Source organism: Paenibacillus sp. KS1 (assembly GCF_001680695.1).
Taxonomy (GTDB): Bacteria; Bacillota; Bacilli; order Paenibacillales; family Paenibacillaceae; genus Paenibacillus_B; species Paenibacillus_B suaedae.
In genome coordinates this window covers 63,684-86,443 of sequence record NZ_MAIS01000003.1, presented here as the reverse complement: position 1 = coordinate 86,443, position 22,760 = coordinate 63,684, and the positions used below count along the sequence as shown (strand labels likewise).

The 22,760-nt window shown below is 50.5% G+C and carries 22 protein-coding genes and 1 pseudogene; 1 reads left to right on the top strand and 22 read right to left on the bottom strand.

Annotated elements, in window-relative coordinates:
* Positions 1–4: 4 nt before the first annotated feature.
* The 6 genes from BBG47_RS01880 to BBG47_RS01855 form a co-directional block, all read right to left on the bottom strand.
* Complete coding sequence (locus BBG47_RS01880; RefSeq protein ID WP_021256640.1) at positions 5–397, bottom strand: cupredoxin domain-containing protein; 393 nt, start codon at positions 395–397, stop codon at positions 5–7.
* A gap of 329 nt (positions 398–726) precedes the next feature.
* The gene (locus BBG47_RS01875) at positions 727–1,014 is read right to left on the bottom strand and encodes a stage VI sporulation protein F (RefSeq protein ID WP_021256641.1); all 288 of its coding nucleotides are present in this window, start codon (positions 1,012–1,014) and stop codon (positions 727–729) included.
* Between the two features lie 169 nt (positions 1,015–1,183).
* On the bottom strand, positions 1,184–3,232 hold the full coding sequence (gene recG, locus BBG47_RS01870) for an ATP-dependent DNA helicase RecG (protein WP_083189031.1): 2,049 nt from the start codon (positions 3,230–3,232) through the stop codon (positions 1,184–1,186).
* Between the two features lie 18 nt (positions 3,233–3,250).
* Positions 3,251–4,129 (bottom strand): DegV family protein, encoded by an 879-nt coding sequence (locus tag BBG47_RS01865; RefSeq protein WP_065290286.1) that lies wholly within the window; start codon positions 4,127–4,129, stop codon positions 3,251–3,253.
* Positions 4,130–4,152: 23 nt separating this feature from the next.
* A complete protein-coding gene (locus tag BBG47_RS01860; RefSeq protein ID WP_065290338.1) occupies positions 4,153–5,856 on the bottom strand; it encodes a DAK2 domain-containing protein in 1,704 nt (567 codons plus the stop codon).
* Positions 5,857–5,910: 54 nt separating this feature from the next.
* On the bottom strand, positions 5,911–6,270 hold the full coding sequence (locus BBG47_RS01855) for an Asp23/Gls24 family envelope stress response protein (RefSeq protein WP_021256645.1): 360 nt from the start codon (positions 6,268–6,270) through the stop codon (positions 5,911–5,913).
* A gap of 170 nt (positions 6,271–6,440) precedes the next feature.
* Between BBG47_RS01855 and rpmB the strand changes: the two genes are divergently transcribed.
* Positions 6,441–6,629, top strand: coding sequence for a 50S ribosomal protein L28 (rpmB, locus tag BBG47_RS01850; RefSeq protein ID WP_005548278.1), 189 nt, complete (start codon positions 6,441–6,443; stop codon positions 6,627–6,629).
* A gap of 325 nt (positions 6,630–6,954) precedes the next feature.
* On the opposite strand, the gene spoVM is transcribed toward rpmB, so the two are convergent.
* The 16 genes and pseudogenes from spoVM to BBG47_RS01770 all read right to left on the bottom strand — a co-directional run bounded on the left by spoVM (position 6,955) and on the right by BBG47_RS01770 (position 22,751).
* Complete coding sequence (gene spoVM / locus BBG47_RS01845) at positions 6,955–7,035, bottom strand: stage V sporulation protein SpoVM (protein WP_019424875.1); 81 nt, start codon at positions 7,033–7,035, stop codon at positions 6,955–6,957.
* A 167-nt stretch (positions 7,036–7,202) separates the two neighbouring features.
* Positions 7,203–7,598 (bottom strand): hypothetical protein, encoded by a 396-nt coding sequence (locus BBG47_RS01840; protein ID WP_227774553.1) that lies wholly within the window; start codon positions 7,596–7,598, stop codon positions 7,203–7,205.
* A pseudogene (gene rpe, locus BBG47_RS01835) lies at positions 7,552–8,229 on the bottom strand (ribulose-phosphate 3-epimerase). The gene BBG47_RS01840 and the pseudogene rpe overlap by 47 nt, the downstream one beginning before the upstream one ends.
* A 1-nt stretch (position 8,230) precedes the next feature.
* On the bottom strand, positions 8,231–9,148 hold the full coding sequence (gene rsgA, locus BBG47_RS01830) for a ribosome small subunit-dependent GTPase A (RefSeq protein ID WP_065290285.1): 918 nt from the start codon (positions 9,146–9,148) through the stop codon (positions 8,231–8,233).
* Positions 9,149–9,208: 60 nt separating this feature from the next.
* The gene (gene pknB / locus BBG47_RS01825; protein WP_083189030.1) at positions 9,209–11,359 is read right to left on the bottom strand and encodes a Stk1 family PASTA domain-containing Ser/Thr kinase; all 2,151 of its coding nucleotides are present in this window, start codon (positions 11,357–11,359) and stop codon (positions 9,209–9,211) included.
* The gene (locus tag BBG47_RS01820) at positions 11,356–12,129 is read right to left on the bottom strand and encodes a Stp1/IreP family PP2C-type Ser/Thr phosphatase (protein WP_065290284.1); all 774 of its coding nucleotides are present in this window, start codon (positions 12,127–12,129) and stop codon (positions 11,356–11,358) included. The genes pknB and BBG47_RS01820 overlap by 4 nt, the downstream gene beginning before the upstream one ends.
* A gap of 6 nt (positions 12,130–12,135) precedes the next feature.
* On the bottom strand, positions 12,136–13,188 hold the full coding sequence (gene rlmN, locus BBG47_RS01815) for a dual-specificity RNA methyltransferase RlmN (RefSeq protein ID WP_028531234.1): 1,053 nt from the start codon (positions 13,186–13,188) through the stop codon (positions 12,136–12,138).
* A gap of 213 nt (positions 13,189–13,401) precedes the next feature.
* The gene (rsmB, locus tag BBG47_RS01810) at positions 13,402–14,799 is read right to left on the bottom strand and encodes a 16S rRNA (cytosine(967)-C(5))-methyltransferase RsmB (protein WP_065290283.1); all 1,398 of its coding nucleotides are present in this window, start codon (positions 14,797–14,799) and stop codon (positions 13,402–13,404) included.
* Positions 14,796–15,746: a methionyl-tRNA formyltransferase gene (gene fmt, locus BBG47_RS01805; RefSeq protein WP_065290337.1), complete on the bottom strand. Its 951-nt coding sequence runs from the start codon at positions 15,744–15,746 to the stop codon at positions 14,796–14,798. The genes rsmB and fmt overlap by 4 nt, the downstream gene beginning before the upstream one ends.
* 3 nt (positions 15,747–15,749) lie before the next feature.
* Positions 15,750–16,226: a peptide deformylase gene (gene def, locus BBG47_RS01800; protein WP_021256654.1), complete on the bottom strand. Its 477-nt coding sequence runs from the start codon at positions 16,224–16,226 to the stop codon at positions 15,750–15,752.
* Between the two features lie 88 nt (positions 16,227–16,314).
* Positions 16,315–18,996, bottom strand: coding sequence for a primosomal protein N' (gene priA, locus BBG47_RS01795; RefSeq protein WP_254659726.1), 2,682 nt, complete (start codon positions 18,994–18,996; stop codon positions 16,315–16,317).
* Complete coding sequence (gene coaBC / locus BBG47_RS01790; protein WP_065290282.1) at positions 18,989–20,323, bottom strand: bifunctional phosphopantothenoylcysteine decarboxylase/phosphopantothenate--cysteine ligase CoaBC; 1,335 nt, start codon at positions 20,321–20,323, stop codon at positions 18,989–18,991. The genes priA and coaBC overlap by 8 nt, the downstream gene beginning before the upstream one ends.
* A gap of 290 nt (positions 20,324–20,613) precedes the next feature.
* Entirely contained in the window at positions 20,614–20,832 is a 219-nt protein-coding gene (gene rpoZ / locus BBG47_RS01785) for a DNA-directed RNA polymerase subunit omega (RefSeq protein ID WP_065290281.1), read from the bottom strand.
* A gap of 145 nt (positions 20,833–20,977) precedes the next feature.
* Positions 20,978–21,556, bottom strand: coding sequence for a guanylate kinase (gene gmk / locus BBG47_RS01780; protein WP_065290335.1), 579 nt, complete (start codon positions 21,554–21,556; stop codon positions 20,978–20,980).
* A 13-nt stretch (positions 21,557–21,569) separates the two neighbouring features.
* Positions 21,570–21,830, bottom strand: a complete 261-nt coding sequence (gene remA / locus BBG47_RS01775) for an extracellular matrix/biofilm regulator RemA (protein WP_005548256.1) — start codon at positions 21,828–21,830, stop codon at positions 21,570–21,572.
* 36 nt (positions 21,831–21,866) lie between these two features.
* Positions 21,867–22,751, bottom strand: coding sequence for a YicC/YloC family endoribonuclease (locus BBG47_RS01770; protein WP_028531238.1), 885 nt, complete (start codon positions 22,749–22,751; stop codon positions 21,867–21,869).
* Between the last annotated feature and the right edge of the window lie 9 nt (positions 22,752–22,760).

Sequence of the window (22,760 nt, the reverse complement as noted above, 5' to 3'; positions counted from 1 at the left end):
AGCTTTACTCTTCAACAACAAGCTCGCCCTTCATCCCATCATGGCCAGAACCGCACATGATCGAACAATGGAACTCAAATGTACCCGCCTTATCTGCTGTGAACTCGGCAGTTGCTCCATCTTCCTGCAGTTCTACGTTGTAGTCCTCCAGCTTCAAACCGTGCAGACCCTGCTTATTGCTCAGCGTCAGCTTCACCTTATCGCCCTTCTTCACCTTAATGGTTCCAGGTTCGAATTTATAATTTGTTGCCTTAATGGTTACCGCACCTGTCCCTTCAGAGGAAGTAGCCGTCCCCTCCAACTCTTTGGCGGAATCTTTCGCCGAACCGCAGCCAGCAAGAGATACAGCCAGCAGCATGGCAGCTAATGCAGCTGCGCCTATTTTCATCTTCTTCATGTCATTCGCCTCCACATAATTGATTAAGAAATGTCAATCATCTACAAACGTTATACCCCTATATAAGCATATTTTGCATGTACGGATCGCAAAAATATCGAAGTGTGCCGAATTCGTCACCATTGCAAGGCCATTTCGTGAGCAATGTACTCGATGATCATCATTCTCTACTATTTAGAATCCTCTCTAGACCTATATTGTGCTGCAATGAAGCCAAACCATATTAACCAGCATAAATCCGGCATAACGCACAAGAAGCCCAGTCCTCCTAAGAGAACTGAGCTTCTGCGTATAACTATAGAACCAAGGCTTCAAGAAAAGGACGTGTATCAGCGGAACATCCCCCATAGCTTCAATAAATGGAACGTATTGTTCGGATCGATCTTCTGCGCAATGATAAAATCAGCGAACTGATCCTCCTGCTGACTCGTTAGCGGCTCATTAAGCACCTTCGCGATTTGCTTCATCAAGCGCTTAATTGTCGCGCGATTTTGCAAATCTGCCTTACTTAATCCTTCGACAAGCTTTTTCACACGATCTTTCGTCACCGGATTTTTCAATTTCAGCTTTATTCGCTCCACCAGCTGTGGGCTAATGCCGTATTTTACATAACTCATGCGGGCAGCACCTCCAGAACATATCCTGCAAATCCATGCAAGTTCAAAAAGGTTGGTTATCAAAATCATGCGTTTTGAACAACCTCTAAACGGAATACTGTTCCAATATATGCTTGCCCGCTTGTCTACTATCCGCCCGTTTTCATTCTATCCGCACTACTACCATCGACTAATCGAGAAGCTCCCCTTGGAATAGCTGCTCCTGCTGGGCAGCATCGCGGAGCGGAGCGTATTCAAGCGATGTCCAATACGCCTCAGATCGGATAAGCTCTGCTGCATCATCCCGCGCCTGTTCCAGCACAGCGAAGTCGCTCGACATATCCGCGACCTTGAAGTCTGGCATCCCGCTCTGCTTCGTTCCGAAGAAGTCGCCAGGACCGCGCAGCTCCAGATCGCGCTCTGACAATTCGAAGCCATCGTCTGTTTCCGTCATAATGCGCATACGTTCTTGCCCAACCTCCGACTTCGGATCCGCAATGAGTACGCAATAAGACTGATGCTCGCCGCGTCCGACACGTCCACGCAGCTGATGAAGCTGAGACAAGCCGAAGCGCTCTGCATCCATCACGATCATGAGCGTCGAGTTCGGTACATCAACACCAACCTCGATTACAGTCGTCGATACAAGTACATGAGTTTCTCCTGTACTGAATGTGCGCATGACCTCGTCTTTCTCCGATGGCGTCATGCGGCCATGCAGCAAGCCAACATGCAAATCCGGAAAGGCCTGCTGCATTTGCACATGCACATCAATCGCATTTTGCACATCCAGCTTGTCCGACTCTTCAATAAGTGGACAAATAATATAGGCTTGGCGACCAGCGGATACCTCACGACGGATGAAGCCAAGCACTCGATCCATCATGTCATGCTTCACCCAGTATGACTTAATGGCTTTGCGTCCTGCAGGACGTTCACGGATTGAGGATACATCCATATCGCCAAATGCCGTAATCGCCAGCGTGCGCGGAATTGGCGTCGCCGTCATCAGAAGCACATCTGGATTCATTCCCTTGCGCCGTAATATACTCCGCTGATTGACACCGAACCGATGCTGCTCATCTGTTACGACAAGGCCGAGCTTCCGATAATGAACATCATCCTGGATAAGCGCATGCGTCCCAACCAAGATATCGATCATGCCCATCTGCAAGGAAGCAAGCAGATCCTTCCGTTTCCGTCCAGTCAAGCTGCCGGTTAACAGCCCAACCTCAATGCCATGCGGTTCGAACAGTTTCGTTAGCGAACGCATATGCTGCTCCGCTAATATTTCTGTAGGCACCATGAGCGCTCCCTGATAGCCTGCACGTACGGTAGCGTACAGGGCAACAGCGGCAACAACCGTCTTACCAGAACCAACATCACCCTGAAGCAGACGGTTCATGCAGGTGTTGGCCCGCATATCACGTAAAATATCGGTTATAGCCTTCTTCTGACCATCTGTAAGCTCGAAGGGAAGACTGCGGACGAACTCGCGAATTGTCGCATTATCCACCTCATGTGCAACGCCGTCGGCGCGCTCGCGAGTCACTGCACGGAATACATGCAGCTTCAACTGGAATAGCAGCAGCTCCTCGTAGACCATTCGTCTTCGTGCTTGCTTGCCTTCCTCCGCATCTTGCGGCATATGCATCGCTCGTACTGCCAGCTTGCGCGGCATCAGTCGATAGCGCCGCATCAATTCCGGGGGCATTAGCTCAGGAATTGCTTCTCCGAACTGTTGGAGCGCTTGGGTGATCGTCTTGCGCATCCATGTCTGCGTAATCTTGCTACCAACCGAATAGACCGGCTGCAAGGTATTCTTACGCCCTCCCCCACGGTCAGAGAATTCGGATGTCGACACCGTCATTTGCAGCCGGCGTTGATCCCACTTCCCTGTCAATACAATCTCCCGGCCTTGTGTCAGCTGCTCGCGCAAGTAATGGCGGTTGAACCAGGTGGCCGTAATGAGCCAATCTTCTACCATCACCTTGCAGGACAAGCGAGACTTGCCCCCAAATCGCTGAAGGACAGGAGCACTCATCACCCGTCCCTCAACAGTTACTTTCTCTCCATCCTTCAGTTCGCTAAGCGGACGAAGATGAAAATCATCATAACGATATGGAAAATAATCAAGCAAATCAGCAACGGTAGAGATGCCAAAGGCGTGAAGCTCTTGTTGTTTCGAAGCGCTCACGCCTTTGATCATCGTAACCGGACATTGTTTAAGTTCAATCATAATTGCACCACACTTACCCTATTGCATAGATTCGGCAGTATCCGTATCAGCGCGCCACATGAACACAGCGCCTACGCCTGTTCCGACGTGGGTGCCGATAACGGCTCCGATGGCCGTATATGACAAGGAGCGAATATCAAACCGCTCCTTAATCGCTTCCATTAGTTCATCTGTTGCAGATTGGTCACTCGTGTAGCCCATCACGACATGAACCGGATGGCCTCCGTGATCCCGCTCCAGCAGTTCAACGATGCGTGCAACAGCACGCTTATGACCGCGAACCTTGTCCACTGCACATACTTCACCTGCACGATCTACAGACAAGATAGGCTTAATGTTTAGCAGAGCACCGAACATAGCAGCAGCTTTGCCGATACGTCCGCCTTTATGCAAAAATTCCAATGAATCCACTAAAAAGTATAAAGAGCGCTCCGCTTGATAACGATCAATCATGGACAGTATCTCGTCCTTGGATTGACCTGCTTCCGCCATGCGGGCCGCCTCAACGACAATCAATCCAAATCCATAAGAGGCTGACATCGAATCAATAATTGTAATATCCGCCTCATCCTCGATCATACTCTTGGCGAGAACCGCAGATTGATACGTTCCGCTGAGCGCTGCGGACAAATGTATCGAAATAACTTGGGTGTCTGATTCTGTAGTCAAACGCTTATATACATCCAAAAACTCAACTGGCGAAGGCTGAGATGTTGTAGGAAGCTTGTCAGCCTGCACCAGCTTCTCATAGAACTGTTCCGCGGTAATCGTTACAGAATCTTTGAACATATCCTGACCGAAATGCACCTTGAGCGGAACCATCTCGATTCCGTAGCGTTCACGCACATCCTGCGGAATATCCGCTGTACTGTCCGTTACGATACGAATATGACTCATACAGAATCCCCCTCCACATTGTCCTACTCTACGGAGATGATATAGGAATAGATCGGTTGACCGCCTTGATGCACTTCTACTTCAGCGTTCGGATATTGCTCGCTGAGCCATGCAACAATCGCTTCCGTATCCTCGTCCTTCGCTTCTTCTCCTGTAAGAAGCGTCACGACTTCCCCATTGTTCTCCAACATCTTCGTCATCAGCTGCTGCAGCGTATCCGCAACCGATTCCGTCGTCGTTACGATCTTCCCGTTTACAATACCCATATAATGTCCGGCCTTAATTTCCAGACCATCCAACGTCGTATCACGCACCGCGTACGTCACTTGACCAGACGTAATATGAGCGATAGCGTCCTCCATCGCACAGCGGTTCACTTCCAAGCTCTCGTCTTCTTGGAAGGCGAATGCCGCTGCAATCCCTTGTGGAATTGTCTTGCTGACAAGTACTGTTACATCACGTTCCACGATTTCTGCAGCCTGCTTCGCAGCCATCACGATGTTAGAGTTGTTCGGCAAGATGAAGATATGCTGTGCCGAGATCGACTCAATAGCGTCGATGAAATCTTGTGTACTTGGGTTCATCGTTTGTCCACCAGAAAGCACAACGTCTACGCCCAAGCTGCTGAAAATATCCCGGATGCCATCGCCCATTGCTACAGCGATAAAGCCATAAGGTGCAAGTTCTTCAGCTGGCGGCTCTACCAAAGTGGATTCTACAGCTACTTCCTGTACAGGAATTTCTGCGAATAATTCAGGCATAGCAGACACATCGCCGTGTTCGCCATGAATGATCTCACGGTGCTGCTCGCGCATATTCAAGATGTGCATTTGCGTCAGCTCTCCATACTCCATGGCCAGATCGAATACTTCACCTGGCTTGCGGGAATGAACGTGAACCTTAATGATCTCATCATCTGGAATCACAATGATCGAATCCCCATTTTTGGCAAGCGCTTTCCTGAAATTGTCTTCATCGAACGGCTTAGATACTCCGCGCGTACGATCAATGAAAAATTCCATATCATACAAGAACTCAATATCTTCCGTATGCAGCTTCGCTTGAGCAGAAGCATTCACATGCGGAGTCGCTGCTCCGGATGGTGTATGAACGGCTGCAGACGCAGTCGACTCATGGAAAGAACCATCTGCGGATTCCAGAACAGCCAAGAAACCTTCATAAATATATACGAGGCCTTGTCCACCGGAGTCTACAACGCCTACTTGCTTGAGCACGGGCAGCATATCCGGCGTCTTCGCCAATGCTTCCTTGGACTTTGCTAATACCTCACGCATAAACTCCGTCAAATCCGGAGTACGACGAGCAATTTGAACAGCGTACTTGGCTGTTTCCTTCGCAACTGTCAAAATCGTCCCTTCAACCGGCTTGACGACAGCCTTATAAGCGGTATCAACACCACTCTGCATCGCATGGGCGAACTGAACCGAGTTCACCTCATCCAAACCAGCAACACCACGGCTAAAGCCGCGGAACAATTGAGACAAAATAACACCCGAGTTACCCCGGGCTCCCATTAGTAATCCTTTGGACAAAACTTCTGCCGACTTGGCGATGGATGCAGACATCTTCGCTTTCAGTTCAGTAACGCCTGCTGTCATCGTCAAATTCATATTCGTTCCCGTATCCCCATCAGGTACCGGGAAGACATTTAATGAATTGACATGCTCTGCGTGGCGATTCAGACTGTCCGCACCACTTAGCACCATATTGGCAAATTGTGTTCCATTTAAAGAACGTATATTCAACGAATATTCCCCTTCCTAGCTTAATACGCGTACGTCTTGGACAAAGATGTTGACTTGCTCGACTGACAGGCCAGCTACATCATTCAATACATATTTCACTTTCTGTTGAATGTTGTGCGCCACTTCGGATATTTTCGTTCCGTAGCTAACAATAATATATAAATCGATATGTAGCGCATCTTGCTCCCGGCGCACTTCGACACCACGCGTCAGATTTTCGCGACCAAGCAGCTCAGCAATGCCGTCCTTCAACTGCTTGCGCGAGGCCATGCCCACAAGTCCATAACATTCCATTGCCGCTGATCCGGCGATGACTGCTACGACCCCTTCGGAAATATTCACAGCTCCGAGATTGGTATCCAATTGAATGGCCATGGTTGTTCCACCCCTTTTTGTGAGTATTATGGACTAATCAACATTGTACTATAATAGAAAACAGAAATAAACAAAGTTTTTGATTCAGTTGACGAGGCTTTTTCATATATGATATCATATTTGAGTATTTAATTGTATGAGGGTTGTTTTGGGATAAGGAGGTGTAAGGCATGGCTCGCAAATGTTATGTAACGGGGAAGAAACCTGGATCCGGTAATCACGTGTCGCACGCGAATAACAAAAACCGCCGCACTTGGGGCGTTAACGTTCAGAAGGTTCGCATCTTGGTAGATGGCAAACCTAAACGCGTCTACGTGAGCACACGCGCTTTGAAAGCAGGTAAAGTGACTCGCGTCTAATCCCATGTAAGATATACAAAAAGCACCTTGACGCGATCAGGTGCTTTTTTTCATATCGGGATGAACTCCTCATTGACATCGTTCAATGGGGAGTCTTTTTTGATTTGTCCTTATTTTACATGAAATGACATGAATTTTATGCCATCTCGCAGGAAACGGTCGGACCTCCGAACGGGACGGAACAACCGTTTCTGCTGCATGCCGGAACCCACTATCGATCATATATGTGCTGAGCCTGTTGCTCCGTTCCCGCTGCCCTTCATATACGAATACGTTCGGGTGGTGGATGATGGATACGGATTCAGCATCATGGCCGCCAGGAACGTCAGTTTTTTTGAAACGTATTTAAGATGGCCTTGACGAAACCTCCCAAGAACTTAGGCAGCTTAAACGTATAGAACTTCATACTCCACCCTCCTCGTCATCTCATCTACCCTACACTTCTATTCGCCGACATGTCCGAAAGACCCGTCATGATAAGAAAAAAGGTTACATGAGATCTGTGCTCATGTAACCACTATATGCCGACCCCACAAGCTCTATGCATGGAGAGCAAGCCCGATTCTGAAGGATTCAGGCAGCAGGCGTAGGCAATTGCTTCAAATATGTGACAACTGACATCATGAATAAAAAGATGAAGTAAAACAATACGGACAAGGATACAAACCAGATCCGAATGCTCTTGGTCTGATACCGCTTGAAGAACTTGTATCCAAGAAACAAAGCCCCCACCGAGCATACCAAGTTAATCGGAAAGGTCAAAAATGCATACAATCCTATTAGTGATCCGCACACAAAGCTGTACAGCGTCAGCATTAGCGCTGTTACCCACATGCTTTTCTCCCCTTTGCCACTCAGCAGCATCACGCGCGTTCTCCCACACGCATATCCCATGATGCCGCTGCGCAATCTAGTTGCCGTGTCACCCTCTTCTTGCTGCTTCGCGAAGCACACGAATCGCTTCTGCACGATCCGGTGCCCCATACACCGCGCTGCCTGCCACGAGTACATCCGCTCCCGCTTCTGTAACGAGGCCAGATGTTGCTGCCGATATTCCTCCATCCACTTCAATATGGACGTCCTGTCTGCCAAGTTCGTTCAGCATTGTACGCAGACGCTTGATTTTATCCGTCATCGAAGAAATGAATTTCTGTCCGCCGAACCCTGGATTGACCGTCATGATGAGGAACAAATCCACATCACCGAGCAGCTCCTCAACAGCCGACAGCGAGGTGCCAGGATTCAACGCGACGCCTGCCTTGGCACCACATTCCTTAATTTGATGCACCACACGATGCAGGTGCGGGCAAGCTTCCGCATGTACGGTGATGACATCGGCTCCTGCCTTAGCAAAGTCAGGAACGTACTTCTCCGGCTCCACAATCATGAGGTGAGCGTCCAATGTCAGCTCCGTATGCGGACGGATAGCATCTACAATGAGCGGACCAAACGTCAAGTTCGGAACGAAGCGGCCATCCATCGCATCGATGTGGATTCAGTCGGCGCCACCTCGCTCTACGTCACGAATATCCTCCGCAAGCTTCGCAAAGTCAGCGGACAAAATGGAAGGGGCAATTCGGATGTCGTTCTGCTGTGTCATGTTAGTACCTCCGTTTTTTCTCTTTCATTTCCTCAAAAAATAGCACATAGTGCTCATAGCGGGATTTCGCAATATCGCCTTGCTCCAAAGCCATCTTTACCTGACAACCGGGTTCATGAATATGCGTACAGCCACGGAATTTGCAGCCGTCTGCATATGCTCTGAACTCGCGGAAACAGTCTCCAAGCTGATCAACGCCCAGTTCCAAGAAATCCAGCTGGCTGAATCCCGGAGTATCCGCAATATAGCCGCCACGGGGCAATGCAAGCAGCTCCACATGACGTGTCGTATGCTTGCCTCGACCGAGACGATGGCTGATCTGGTTCGTCTCCAGCGATACGCCGGGCAGCATCGCATTAAGTAGCGATGACTTGCCGACACCAGACTGACCCGCAAATACACTGATGTCTTGATTCAACTTGCTCTCCACTTCACTATAGCCATACCCGCCTCGGGCACTGGTAGAAATAACGTCGTAACCGACATTGGAATACAGACGAATTGTCTCTTCCATCTCCTGACGTGCAGCCGACTGCTCTGTCTCTGGCAACCCTTCGATGATGTCGCACTTCGTCAACACGATAACCGCATCAAGTCCCGCGTGCTCGATATGTACAAGGAACTTGTCCAGCAATTGGCGGTTCAATACGGGTTCAGCTACCGAGAAGACAAGCGCTGCCAGCCCCACATTCGCAATTGGCGGACGAATCAGCTCTGTCTTCCGCTTCTCAATCTGATCTACCGTACCTTCTCCATTATCCGTCATAGAGAAGATGACGCGATCCCCGACAAGCGGGGACACGCCTTTCTTCTTGAAAATGCCGCGGGCACGGCACTGAACGACCTCTTCATCTGTAGACTCATCGGGCCGAACATAATAGAAGCCGCTCAGCGCCTTTACAATTAAACCTTCTGGCATATATGCTCCTCCAAGCTCTTCACGTTCCTGCTATTCATTGCACGGCAGCGAGGCCAACTATTAGTTCCCAGTTTCCTCACCGCCTGCCCCTGCCTCTCCGTTCTGTCCATCTGTTCCATCCGCAGGAGGAGTGACCCCTTCGCCATTGCCTTGGCCGCCTCCCTGTTCTGGAGTGCCTCCTGGCGGTGTAGTAGCCGGAATATCAGGAGGTGGTGGGATGTGTACCGTTCCCTGCTTCGCATCGGTATAAGAGACAGGATAAGCATCTACGAATTTGCCGTCACGCTCAAAGGACACAGCTCCATCCTTATTTGGTGCAAGAATAAGCTCCACATTGAACGTTTTGGCCGTCGAAATGGTCTCTGTTCCCCATTCCCTCTTCTCGCCGCGGGCATCCGTATAATAGATCCGAATCTTGCTCGACTTGCCTTCCACTTCCGGATACACCGTTAACGGGAACGTATATCGCAATGCCTCAGGCGGATAGCCTGAGCTAATGTAGATACGAACTTCCGCACCCTTCGTCACCGGATCATTTGCCTCGTACGGCTGCTGCTTAATTACCTTGCCTTGTTCTTCATAACTCGGCTCTTCCACAACCCCGTCCCTAGCCAGCTTCAGTCCACTCGATTCAATCGCGGCAATGGCCGCTTCCTTGGTCATGCCTTTCAAGTTCGGCATGCCGAACGATTCCTTGCCCTTGCTGACCATAAGCTGAATCGTTGTCTTCTTCGGATCGACCTCCGTATTCGGGCTAGGAGACATGCTGACGACCAGACCTTCTTCCAACTCATCATCATAGACGAGCTTCTTCTCAATCTGTGAATTGTCGAAGCCTAGATCTAACAGCTGCTGTACGACATTGTCGACCGACTTCCCCTTGTAATCAGCAAGCTTCACAAGCGGGGTGCCTTTGCTCACATATAAGCGAATGGTCGAGCCTTCCTTCACCATCGATCCAGGGGGCTTGCTCTGGTCGAAGATTTTCCCCGCCTCGAAGCCTTCCTTATATTCCTCAATTACAGGATCCTCAATCTCAATCTTGAGAGCGCCCAGTTCCTTCTGGGCCTCTTGTAACGTCATGTTGATCAGTTTCGGAACTTCAACATCCTTCACAACAAGCACACTCTTCACGTAATACACTACACCGATTAAAATCGCTAGGAATACAACTGTCACACTTGCCCAAATCGCAGGCTTTACCCAAGACTTGCGCTTGCTTGCTCCAGCTGCAGCAGATGATGCCGAGCGCTCAGGAGGCTTTCCCGTCCTTCCCTGAGGGCTAGCTGCATGATCTGACGTCGTGGAGCGAATTGCAGGCATCACCCGCGTTTCTTGATCGTCATCATAGACAGGCCGCGGCTTGAATGTAATTTTGGACTCATGCAGACGTTCAGGCAGCAAGCATGTCTCCAGATCACGCATCATCTCGGCTGCGGATTGATATCGTTCAGCAGGATTTTTGCGCATCGATTTCAGAATGACGTTCTCCACGCTCTGAGGAATATGCGGATTAACCACTCTTGGTTCATCGAACGGCTCCTGCAGATGCTTCAGCGCCACGCTGATCGGGCTCTCCCCGAGGAACGGAAGCTTGCCGGTAAGCATCTGATATAACACAATCCCCAGCGAGTATAAGTCAGACTTCTCTCCTGTCGACACGCCCTTCGCGTGTTCTGGAGAAAAATAATGAACCGAGCCGACCACAGATCCAGTCTGTGTGATCGTCGACGAAGTAACCGCGCGTGCAATCCCGAAGTCTGTCACCTTGACGCGGCCGTTCCGGCCAATTAAGATGTTATGCGGTTTAATGTCGCGGTGAATAATATGATTCTGATGGGCATGATCAAGCGCGTCACAGATTTGCGTAGTGATTCGCACCGACTCGTCAACCTGCAGGGGAGCCCTCTCCAGAATAATCTCGTTCAGATTATGCCCTTCCACATACTCCATAACGATAAAGTGAGTATCTTCTTCCTGTCCAACATCATAAATGCTGACTACATTTGGATGAGACAACGATGCAGCAGACTGCGCCTCCCGGCGGAATCGGCGAATAAACTCTTCATCATGAACGAACTGCTGGCGCAATACTTTGACTGCTACATAGCGGTTCAGCAAATTGTCAAGCGCCTTGTACACAAGCGCCATGCCGCCTCCACCAATCCGCGTAATGATTTCATAGCGACCAGACAGTATGGTGCCAATCATGAGCTACCCCCCTCTTCCACAACGCTGTTCTCCAAACGATCCAGAAGGACAATCGTGATGTTGTCATCCCCCCCGGCATCAAGCGCTTGTCCGAGCAGACGATCCGCCTTGACAGGCAGCGGGAGCGAAGGATCAATGACAACTCCCCATATTTGTTCAGCATTCAGCATATTCGTCAATCCATCACTGCATAGAAGCAGCACATCTCCAACACGAATTTCAACAGACAGCAGATCCACTTCCACCTGCTCGTCCGTTCCGAGCGCACGAATAAGTACATTGCGCCGCGGATGACGCTCTGCCTCCTGTGGTTCGATCTGACCGCGCTTCACCAGCTCATTGACTAGTGTATGATCATCCGTCAGCTGCTTGATTCCACTGCGATTAATCACATAGGCTCTACTGTCGCCGATATACCCGATAAATCCTTTCCAATCGGATTTATCGAAGAGGGCCGCGACAATTGTCGTTCCCATGTGATGATACTTCTCATCTTGAGAGGCAATATGAAAAATCGTTTGGTTCGCTCGGATAATCGCCTGTTCAAGCGCACTGCCCAGCATCTCCTGATCCAAATCACCTGGCAATGCTGACAATTCAGATATAACCGTCTCGACAGCAAGTCGGCTTGCAATATCTCCCGCCTGATGTCCACCCATTCCATCGGCTACGATAGCTGCGTAATAGCCGTTCGACAACTCGGACAGGAAAGCACGGTCTTCATTGACCGCACGGACGCGTCCTACATCAGAACGTTGTACAGCTCTCATTTTCGATCACCTCGCATTAGACTCCATATGCTTCGCTCGCAATTGTCCACACGCTGCAGCAATGTCATGCCCCTGCTCCCGACGTATCGTCGAATTAATACCTCGATCCTGAAGCGCACGGTGGAATGCAAAAATATCGTTGCGAGGGGTACGTACATAATTCCGCTCCGGTACATAGTTGACCGGAATCAAGTTGACATGTGCGAGCATTTCCATACGTTTCAATACATCTGCAAGTTCTTCCGCATGCTCAACCTTATCGTTCACACCGCCAATAAGGGCGTATTCGAAGGTTATACGGCGTCCAGTCTTCACTTGATAATGCTTGAGCGCCTTCATCACTTCCTCGAATGGGAATCTGCGGTTAACGGGCATAAGCTTCGAACGCAGAGCATCATTCGGCGCATGAATTGAAATCGCCAAGTTGATTTGCGTATTCTCGTCAGCAAATTTGTAAATGCTTGGCACAATGCCGCTCGTTGATACCGTAATATGACGTTGTCCGATGTGCAGCCCCTTCTCATGGATCATAATGCGCAGAAACGCCATCGTCGCATCATAATTTTCAAACGGCTCTCCCGTTCCCATAATAACGATGCTGCTCACGCGCTCTTCGGATTCGTCCAGAATTTTCTGCGCAGCGACGACTTGGGCTACAATCTCGCCCGCTGTCAGGTTCCGCTTCAACCCGCCAAGCGTAGAGGCACAGAAGGTACAGCCTACACGGCATCCGACTTGGGTCGTTACACAGATGCTGTTCCCATAACTATGCTTCATAATGACAGTCTCAATCGCATGATCATCGTGTAGTCCGAATAGGAATTTATACGTTCCATCCTGCGATTTCATGTGTGTAATTTCTTTCAGTGTTACAAATTGGAAGCTGTTCTCCAACTTCTCACGAAGCGACTTGGACAAGTTTGACATCCCTTGGAAGTCATCCACACGCTTCACGTATAGCCAATCAAAAATTTGCCCGGCACGGAATGCCGGCTCTCCTTGCTCCTTCAACCATTCTTGAAGCTGTTCAAATGTTAGATCGTATATAAATGGTTTCATTCGTTTGTTCAACCTCTACCTTTCCTCAATCATGCAGTTCGATTTATTTTACCACAAATGGGCGAAATGCTAAAAGCGCGTGTTGCAAGCAGCAGATCTTCCCTGCTTGAAAAAGAAAGCCGCAACGTTCAAGAAGCCTCGTCTTGAGCGTTGCGGCGTATGCTTCACACCCTATGCAGGTATCAACATCATGCGATTCGCACGATGATATGCTTACTTGCGCTTCTTCAGGCAAGCGATGAAGAAGCCATCCGATTCCGCATCATGCGGCAGTACCTGCAGCATGCCTTCCGGGCTCCGCTTCAGTGCCGCGGCGAGGGGCTCCGCTGGAAGAGCCGCCTTCCACGTATCATCCAGTTCCCAACCTTCCTCAGCAGCGTATGCTAGGAAGCGGCGAACCACATCCTCATTTTCCGCACGCTCAACCGTACAAGTTGAATAGACGAGGCGTCCGCCTGGGCGAACCAATTGAGCTGCCTGATCAAGCAGCTCAGTTTGAAGGGAAGCAATAGATGCTACGTCCTCAGGACGCTTGGCCCACTTAATGTCCGGCTTGCGTCGAATGACACCGAAGCCTGTGCACGGTGCATCGAGCAGCACTGCATCAAAGCTGCCAGAAGGCAGTTCGCGGCTTAGTGTGGACGCATCCACATTCATCATCGCTACTGATGTCAAGCCAAGACGTTCAGCCTGATCTGCGATGAGCGCCACCTTATGAGCATGAACATCATTAGCCACTACCTCACCCGTATTGCCCATTCGCTCCGCAATATGTGTCGTCTTGCCTCCAGGAGCTGCACAGCAGTCCAGCACTCGCATGCCAGCCTCAGGACGAAGCGCCTCAACGACGAGCATGGAGCTCTCATCCTGCACAGACAGTTCGCCATTGCGATACCACTTGCTTAACGCCAGATTCCCTGCGCCCTCAGCTACGATTCCATCTTTGGAGAGTGAAGAAGGCATTGCATTCAAGCCTTCCTCCTTCATATCGGCAAGCAGCTTCTCACGATTCGTTCGCAGCGCATTTACACGTACGCTACCGTGCGGAGGACGATTGTTCGCCTCACACATCGCTGCTGTGTCTGCTTCCCCGTAAGCATCGACCCAGTCGGAGACAAGCCAAGCCGGATGCGAATGCTCCCATACAATTCGTGAGACCGGATCTGAACCAGCAGGAGTATCCCATAAATTCGGCTCGCGCATAATCGCTCGCAGCACTCCATTAGCGAAGCCGCCCATGGACTGTCCACCGCGTCGCTTCGCAATCGTAACCGCTTCATTGATGGCGGCATGGGCAGGAATGCGATCCAGATAATGCAGCTGATAGGCTGTCATGCGCAGCAGATTGCGCATCCACGGCTTAAGCTTGAACAAACCACGCTGCACCTTCTGCTCCAGCACACCATCAATCGTATTCAATCGCTGAATCGTTCCGTATACAAGTTCTGTCGCCAGACCTGCGTCAACTCGCGGTAAATTCGCTCCTTGGAGTGCCTGGTTCAATTGCAAATTGCTGTAGGAGTGCTCCTTCTCCACTTGAACAAGTACCTCGAGCGCAACATCGCGTGCTGTCTTGCGCTTCTTCGCGCCTCCCGAATGCTGCTCGCTCACTTCAGCACCGTCCCTTGCATCATCTTGCCGCCGCGAACGAATTCGCTAGCAGCCATTGCCTTCTTGCCAGCAGGCTGAACCTCGGTCAGCCACAATGTGCCTGCACCTGTCTGAACCTCAATGCCGCGTGGGCTAAGTGTCAACACAGTTCCCGGCTCCTGCGATCCCTTGGATGCATCAGCCTCTGCCTTGCTCGGCGCCTCACAAGCCCACACCTTGAATACCTCATCGTTCCACAACGTAAATCCGCCAGAGAACGGTACAAGGCCGCGAACCTGATTGAAAATCTCACGCGCAGAGTGTGACCAATCGATCTTCTCATCCTCGCGCTTCAAGTTAGGGGCGTAAGTTGCTTCCTCATGAGGCTGCGGTATCGCCTGGATACGACCTGCGATTAGATCCGGCAGCGTATCGATCAGAAGCTGTGCTCCTGCAGCGCTTAACTTCTGGAACATCGTGCCGGCATTATCCTCATCCGTAATCGGCACTTCAATCGGTCTGATCATATCGCCTGTATCCATGCCTTCCGCCATATACATAATCGTTACACCAGTCACCGGCTCGCCATTCATGATAGAACGCTGAATTGGCGCACCTCCACGGTACTTCGGCAGAAGTGAACCGTGTACATTAATACAGCCGAGACGCGGAATATCAAGCACAGACTTCGGCAGAATCTGTCCATAAGCTGCAGTAACAATAAGATCCGGCTCCAAAGCGCGAATATCCTCTATCGTGGTAGAGGTACGAAGCTTCTCCGGCTGCCATACAGGAATCCCATGCTCCAGCGCAGCAGCCTTCACTGGTGTAGGCGTCAGCACACGTTTACGCCCTACCGGACGATCCGGCTGAGTGACCACCGCTGCAACTTCGTACCCTTCTTTTAACAAATTCTCCAAGCAAGGAACCGCGAACTCAGGCGTCCCCATAAATACAATCTTCGTCATCATTTATTCCCTGCCTTCGCGGGGCACCTCATATACCCGTTCTGCAATTTCGGTGAACAATACACCGTTCAAATGGTCGATCTCATGCTGGAATGCACGAGCCAAGAAATCTTCAGCTTCGACCGTAATTTCACGGCCATTGCGGTCAAGCCCTTTTACCGTGATTTTCTGATGGCGGAGTACGTCCCCATTGATTCCTGGAATGCTCAAGCAGCCTTCTGGTCCAAGCTGTTCTCCTTCCGCAGACAGGATAACAGGGTTCACCATCTCGATCAATCCATGCTCATCGCCGACATCTACAACAATGACACGCTTCAAGATACCGATCTGCGGTGCAGCAAGTCCGACACCTTCAGCATGGTACATCGTATCTGCCATATCTGTCAGCAGCTTCTGAATATTCGGCGTAATCTTAGGAACTTCCTTTGCTATTTGATGCAAAACCTCATCTGGTTCGTGTACAATAATTCGTAATGCCATCGGGCACACCTTCCTTTTTGAATCGTTTATTTATAGTTTATTCACCATATACGCTGATGACGAATGCTCCAGTGCTTTATATTCATCTCTACATCATCATTTGCGGGTCGATATCTACATTGAACCATACATCCTGTTCTTTGGATACCATGTCGAACTCCTTCATCGCATCTGCCATCAAAGAGGACAAATCAACATTTCCTCTGCTCTTGATAATGCATTGGAACCGGTAGCGGTTCTTAATTCGCGGAATTGGAGAAGCAACTGGCCCCAAAATTTCAACCGCATTGGCTGCTTCGTTCAGCCCATGAAGCCATCCTCGCTGCTCAGCCAGCTCCTTCAGCCGCAGGGCAGCGTTCTCTGCGACACGCACGAGCAGCGGCAGCTGTTCATGTGTCATAGAGAGCAAGGCCAATCGACAAAAAGGCGGAACCATCTGCTGCATTCTATGCCTTAGCTCATCTGAGGCGAAAGCCGAGTAATCATGCTGGGCAGCATGGGTAATGGAGTAATGTTCCGGCGCATAGGTCTGCACAATTACTTCGCCTGGCAGCTGATGTCTGCCTGCACGGCCTGCGACCTGCGTAAGAAGCTGGAATGTCTTCTCCGCCGCTCGGAAGTCCGGCATGTGCAGCGCAGAATCCGCAGCGATAACACCTACCAATGTCACATAAGGGAAATCAAGTCCCTTCGCGACCATCTGCGTCCCCAGCAGTACATCTGCCTTGCGTTCACCGAACTGGGCAAGCAGACGTTCATGCGATCCCTTCTCCGTCGTCGTGTCCACGTCCATCCGAATGACACGTATGCCCGGAAAACGCTTGGCTAGCTGCTCTTCAACACGCTGTGTCCCTGTGCCAAAGTAGCGTATATGCTCGCTTTCGCATGAGGGACAGACGACTGGTGCCCGTTCCGCGTACCCACAATAATGACAGCGCATATGCCCAGACTTCATATGATAAGTCAGAGAAATATCACATTCAGGACATTGGGCAACATACCCACACGTCCGGCACATCACGAATGTGGAGTAACCACGCCGATTCAACAGCAGAACTGTCTGCTCTCCCCGTTCGATCCGCTCCTCCAGCGCCTTCTCCAGCGGAGCGCTGAACATCGAGCGATTGCCTATCTTCAGTTGCTCACGCATATCCACAATCGTCACGGGAGGAAGCGCTCTGCCGCCAACGCGAGTCGGCATGGCCAGCGGAGCCAAATCCCAAGCAGGCGGCTCCAGCCCTGACGGCGGAGCTTCATATCCATGAAGCTTGGCCGCGTAATACGTCTCCATAGAGGGCGTCGCTGATCCAAGCACAACAACGGCGTCATGCAGTCTAGCTCGCTCTACGGCCACATCGCGGGCATGATACTTCGGTGTCTCTTCCTGCTTATAAGAGGTTTCATGTTCTTCATCCATAATGATAAGACCGATATGCTCAAATGGAGCAAATATGGCAGAACGCGCTCCAATCGCAACCTGAACGCGCCGCTCTCGTATTTTCCTCCACTCATCGTAACGCTCCCCTTGGGACAGGCGACTGTGCATAACAGCCACCTTTGAGCCGAATCGTCCCTTGAACCGCTCTACCATTTGAGGGGTCAGTGATATTTCCGGTACCAGCACGATCGCTTGTCTGCCGGAACGGAGACAGCGGTCGATTGCCTGCAAGTATACTTCTGTCTTGCCGCTTCCGGTCACACCGTGGAGAAGAAATGATTGCGCAGAGCCCTCATCCAGCATTTCGGTAATTCGGCTTAGAACGCTCTGCTGCTCTTCTGTTAGAGGCAGCGGCTGAGTCGGCTTGAAGCGCCGGTCGGCGTATGGATCACGCATAACCTCAACCTCGTCGACGACGACCAATCCTTTGCCTTCCAAGGCTTTCACCGCAGAAGCATTGAGCGAGCGAAGCGGAAGTTCCCCGCCGAATTCAAGAAGCTGCCGAAGCAATTCCTGCTGACGGCGAGCGCGAGCGCCAATCTCCACCGCTGCTTGCTCAGCCTGATCCGGTTCCACAGCAAGGCGAACACGCTTCAGCTTCTTCACGCCGATACGATCTTTAATTCGCTCCGTCTCCACGAGCCACCCGTGCTGCATCGCCTCTTTGATTAGGGCGGCTCCGGCTGGGAATGCCTGCAGCAGCTTATCGGCAGCGATTGGCTCGTTCCGTTCTACATAAGCAAGCAGTTCAGCGGTGAGGCTGTCCGCAAGCAGTTTATGCGGCATAAGCTCAAGTTGATCGGGAAGCTGTGAGTCCACAATTGAAGGATCGTCAGCCTTCATCTGCTCTTCATGAAGGCGTGTGTGATGCATATACAACACCGCATCTTCCCCAAGTTGAACGGCCTTCTCCCGTTTGCCCTTCATTGCGCCAGGAATCATAACCTGCAGCGCTGCCGTCAAAGTACATACATAGCGGTCACTCATCCACTTCGCAAGCTGCACCAAATCAGGACGCAGAGGAGGGACAATGTCGAGCAGCTGCTGGATGGGCTTCAATCTAGACTTCGGCACATCCGTCGTATCTGACAGTCCGATGACGAATCCTTGTACGGTTCTCCCGCCAAAAGGAACCCCAACTCTGCTGCCAATTTCGAGCCATGCCTCCATATCCTGCGGCACTGCATAATCAAATGGGCGATTCGTTGCCTTGCTAGATACATCAACAATGACCTGAGCCACATTGCAGCGAGTTCCTTCATCCAAGACTGTGGCCCCCACCGCATGGAACAAAGGCTCATGTGCAGGCATCCAGTCATGTTCACTACTCAATCGGATGCACCTCTTCAGCGCCTGCCAGCACCCGGGTCGGATCCTTCATTCTCGATGCAGCCAACTGCAATATACGCTTCGCAACCCCGCTTTTCGCCATAAGCGGAATTCGTTCTACAAGACCTTCCGCGTCATAAATCGATACCTCATTGTTATCAGATCCAAATCCACCTTCTGATCGCGATACATCATTCGCAACGATGAGATCAAGCCGTTTGCGGCGCAGCTTATCTGCCGCGTATTGATCAACATGCTCCGTCTCTGCGGCAAAGCCAACGAGGAATTGCTTCGACTTTTGGCGCCCAAGCTCTTCTAAAATATCCGGGTTCCGTTCCAACTCAATGATGAGACGTTCCCCAGTCTTTTTCAACTTTTGAGGTGCCCGTGCGACCGGACGATAGTCCGCAACTGCTGCTGTCTTCACAACCAGATCAATCTCTGGATAGCGGCTCATGACTTCCTCGTACATATCCTGTGTGGATTCCACGCGGACAATCGTTACCCCTTCTGGCGGGCATACTTGCGTTTGTCCTGCTACTACGACCACCTGAGCCCCCATATTTCGCGCCGCCTCTGCGATAGCAAATCCCATCTTGCCTGAGGAATCATTCGTTATATAGCGAACGGGGTCAATGCGTTCAACAGTTCCACCTGCTGTGACAAGTACCGTTTTGCCATATAGAAGCAGTTCTTCTTGTGCAGCAGCTTCTGGCGGTACGCCAGAGCCATTCGCCTTGACGCTTGTCATCACATTGCTCGGCCCGAATCTCTCAGGCAGCTTGTTGGAAGCCATCCACTGTTTGAGCTGCTCGATGATATGCTCGGGCTCTGCCATTCTTCCCTTGCCTGTATAACCGCAGGCGAGGAGGCCCTCTTCTGGCTCTATGAAGTGGACTCCACGCTCGCGCAGCATCCCCATGTTATGCTGAACTGCAGGATGGACATACATATGTACATTCATCGCTGGCGCAACAATGACAGGAGCCGTCGTTGCAAGCACCGTTGTCGTCAGCATATCATCCGCAAGCCCGTGTGCCATCTTCCCAATTACATTCGCTGTTGCAGGTGCTACCAGAATCAGATCAGCCCGATCCGCCAAGTCAATATGAGAGACGACAGATGCATCCCTCTCGTCAAACGTATCTGTATATACGAGATGACGAGATAGCGTTTGGAAAGTCAACTCGGTAATGAATTCCGTTGCCGATTTCGTCATAATAACGTGAACCTCTGCACCTTCCTGCTTCAGCTTGCTGCACAAGGCAGCAGCTTTATAAGCGGCAATGCCTCCAGTAACTCCGAGCACTATCGTTTTCCCTTGCAACATTGTATCCCGCCTTTCCGTTCAGCCTACATGCCGACATCCCCTTAGCCGCTAGCGATTCATGACCATACTGCATGGCGATTAATCGGCCCAATATGCCGCCGAACGTATCATTTTTTAGGAATTATTGCTATTACAGTACTTCCTTGTTCCTTCTTCTTGAAAAAAATAACAACCTTGCGGTTGTTATCCTTTTTCAAACTTGTATGAACTTCCGTCCTGCTATGCGCCACTGGTCAACTCGTGCCTCATTCTCTGACCAAGAGCCTTCCAGCTCGCATTTGCAGTTGTGTTTATTCACCTGGTTGAAGCTGACTGTGGTCTTGCTCTGTGTGAATGTAATCGCCATAAATTTCTTCCAAAGCCACGCCCACTTGTTTATGGGATTTTGGGTTTTTCAATTCCGTACGACCGCCCTCACGCAATTGGCGCGCACGGCGTGAAGCTGCAACTACCAAAGAATATTTACTGTCAACCTTTTTCATCAATTCATCAATGGAAGGATAAAGCATGGTTCAGCACTCCTTTTTTCGTATCCTCGCTTCTGACGCAGACGCCCAGCAGACAATATATGCCGTTTATCTACGTTGTAGAAGCCGCTCTCTTCTAACAACCGTGACAAGGCACACTTCCAATGAAAGTGCGCCTTGCTGCAGCTTATTCTTGAGACCCAATCTTACAATGTTCGGCAATGATGATGCTCTCTATACGCTTGCACGCAAGATCAATCTCGTCGTTAACGACCGCGTAATCATAGTTCTCCATTAACGCAATCTCTTCAACGGCTACATTCATCCGGGAATCGATTACGTGCTCCTGCTCTGTACCGCGACCACGAATGCGATCCTTCAGCTCGTCGAGCGACGGCGGGAGCAAGAAGATGAAAATTCCGTTCGGGAATTTCTCCTTCACCTTCATTGCACCCTGCACTTCGATTTCCAAAATAACATCACGGCCTTCAGCCAACGTCTGTTCAACGAAGTCACATGGTGTTCCGTAATAGTTACCTACGTATTCCGCATATTCAAGCAAACGATCTTCCTCGATCATCTGCATGAATTCCTCGCGTGATTTGAAGAAATAATTCACACCGTCTACTTCGCCGGCACGCGGCTCGCGTGTCGTTGCAGACACGGAATAAGTAAGATCGTTGGTTTTCTTCAGTAAAGCTTTGCATACTGTGCCCTTACCGACGCCAGATGGGCCGGACAGCACAATCAATAACCCCTTCTTCATCTTCGTCTCCATCTTATTCGTCGTTGTCGTCATCCTTTGTAGATAGACGGTGAGCTACCGTTTCAGGCTGCACAGCGGACAAAATGACATGGTCGCTGTCCGTAATAATTACGGCACGCGTGCGTCGGCCGTATGTAGCGTCAATCAGCATATGACGGTCTCGAGCCTCTTGAATGATTCGTTTAATTGGAGCCGATTCCGGGCTCACAATCGAAATGATCCGGTTGGCAGATACGATATTACCAAATCCGATATTGATTAGCTTAATCGCCATTACAGGTCCTCCCTCTACTTTCGAGCGCTCCACAATTTATTCAATATTCGCTGCTTGTTCGCGAATTTTCTCCAGCTCCGCTTTCATTTCAACGACGCGGTTCGTTATTTCCAAATGATTCGCCTTGGAGCCGATGGTGTTCGTTTCGCGGTTCATTTCTTGTACAAGAAAATCAAGCTTGCGTCCTATCGCTTCATTACTTTCGAGCAGTCGTCTGAACTGTTCGAAATGGCTCTTCAGCCGCGTCAGTTCTTCATCAATGTTGGAGCGTTCCGCAAACAGTGCCACTTCCAGTGCAAGCTTATGCTCGTCCATTGGAAAACTGGCATCCAACAGTTGTTCGATACGTTGATTCAGTTTCGCTCGATAATCGGTCACAACGACCGGAGCCCATTCTGTGAGTTCCGAATGGAGCAATTCCAACCGGCTCAGTCGTTCCGCCAAATCTCGGTTGAGGTGGCTGCCTTCCATGGCGCGCATCCTGCACAATCCATCCATTGCTTCCAGCAATCCCGATTCCAGAGAAGCAGCAAGCTCCTCCTCCGACCAAGAGGTTAACTCTCTAACCGTGAACAAATCAGGAAGCGAGAGCAAGTCGGTAACCGACAAATCTCCCGCTACACCATACTCACTTTGAACTTTCGCAGAAGCTTGAAGATACGCTTCGAGCGTTTGCCGATTCAATTCCACAACCGACTTGACCTCGCCGTTCCGCTCCTTATTCATAAACACATCGATTCGGCCGCGACTAACCTTCTGCTGAACGATGCGCCGAAGACGATCCTCATAGCATGTCCATTCTCTCGGCAAGCGAAGCACAGCTTCGCAGTAACGATGGTTAACAGACTTCGCTTCAATCGTTATCTTGTACCCGCCAATCTCGCGGGTAGACTGACCGTAACCAGTCATACTATAGACCACGGGCACCAC

Bases quoted from the DNA above. Each gene is read 5' to 3' on its own strand.
- BBG47_RS01880 (WP_021256640.1), bottom strand. From the start codon at position 397: ATGAAGAAGATGAAAATAGGCGCAGCTGCATTAGCTGCCATGCTGCTG.
- BBG47_RS01875 (WP_021256641.1), bottom strand. From the start codon at position 1,014: ATGAGTTATGTAAAATACGGCATTAGCCCACAGCTGGTGGAGCGAATA.
- recG (WP_083189031.1), bottom strand. From the start codon at position 3,232: ATGATTGAACTTAAACAATGTCCGGTTACGATGATCAAAGGCGTGAGC.
- BBG47_RS01865 (WP_065290286.1), bottom strand. From the start codon at position 4,129: ATGAGTCATATTCGTATCGTAACGGACAGTACAGCGGATATTCCGCAG.
- BBG47_RS01860 (WP_065290338.1), bottom strand. From the start codon at position 5,856: ATGGTGCTAAGTGGTGCGGACAGTCTGAATCGCCACGCAGAGCATGTC.
- BBG47_RS01855 (WP_021256645.1), bottom strand. From the start codon at position 6,270: ATGGCCATTCAATTGGATACCAATCTCGGAGCTGTGAATATTTCCGAA.
- rpmB (WP_005548278.1), top strand. From the start codon at position 6,441: ATGGCTCGCAAATGTTATGTAACGGGGAAGAAACCTGGATCCGGTAAT.
- spoVM (WP_019424875.1), bottom strand. From the start codon at position 7,035: ATGAAGTTCTATACGTTTAAGCTGCCTAAGTTCTTGGGAGGTTTCGTC.
- rsgA (WP_065290285.1), bottom strand. From the start codon at position 9,148: ATGCCAGAAGGTTTAATTGTAAAGGCGCTGAGCGGCTTCTATTATGTT.
- pknB (WP_083189030.1), bottom strand. From the start codon at position 11,359: ATGATTGGCACCATACTGTCTGGTCGCTATGAAATCATTACGCGGATT.
- BBG47_RS01820 (WP_065290284.1), bottom strand. From the start codon at position 12,129: ATGAGAGCTGTACAACGTTCTGATGTAGGACGCGTCCGTGCGGTCAAT.
- rlmN (WP_028531234.1), bottom strand. From the start codon at position 13,188: ATGAAACCATTTATATACGATCTAACATTTGAACAGCTTCAAGAATGG.
- fmt (WP_065290337.1), bottom strand. From the start codon at position 15,746: ATGACGAAGATTGTATTTATGGGGACGCCTGAGTTCGCGGTTCCTTGC.
- def (WP_021256654.1), bottom strand. From the start codon at position 16,226: ATGGCATTACGAATTATTGTACACGAACCAGATGAGGTTTTGCATCAA.
- coaBC (WP_065290282.1), bottom strand. From the start codon at position 20,323: ATGTTGCAAGGGAAAACGATAGTGCTCGGAGTTACTGGAGGCATTGCC.
- rpoZ (WP_065290281.1), bottom strand. From the start codon at position 20,832: ATGCTTTATCCTTCCATTGATGAATTGATGAAAAAGGTTGACAGTAAA.
- gmk (WP_065290335.1), bottom strand. From the start codon at position 21,556: ATGAAGAAGGGGTTATTGATTGTGCTGTCCGGCCCATCTGGCGTCGGT.
- remA (WP_005548256.1), bottom strand. From the start codon at position 21,830: ATGGCGATTAAGCTAATCAATATCGGATTTGGTAATATCGTATCTGCC.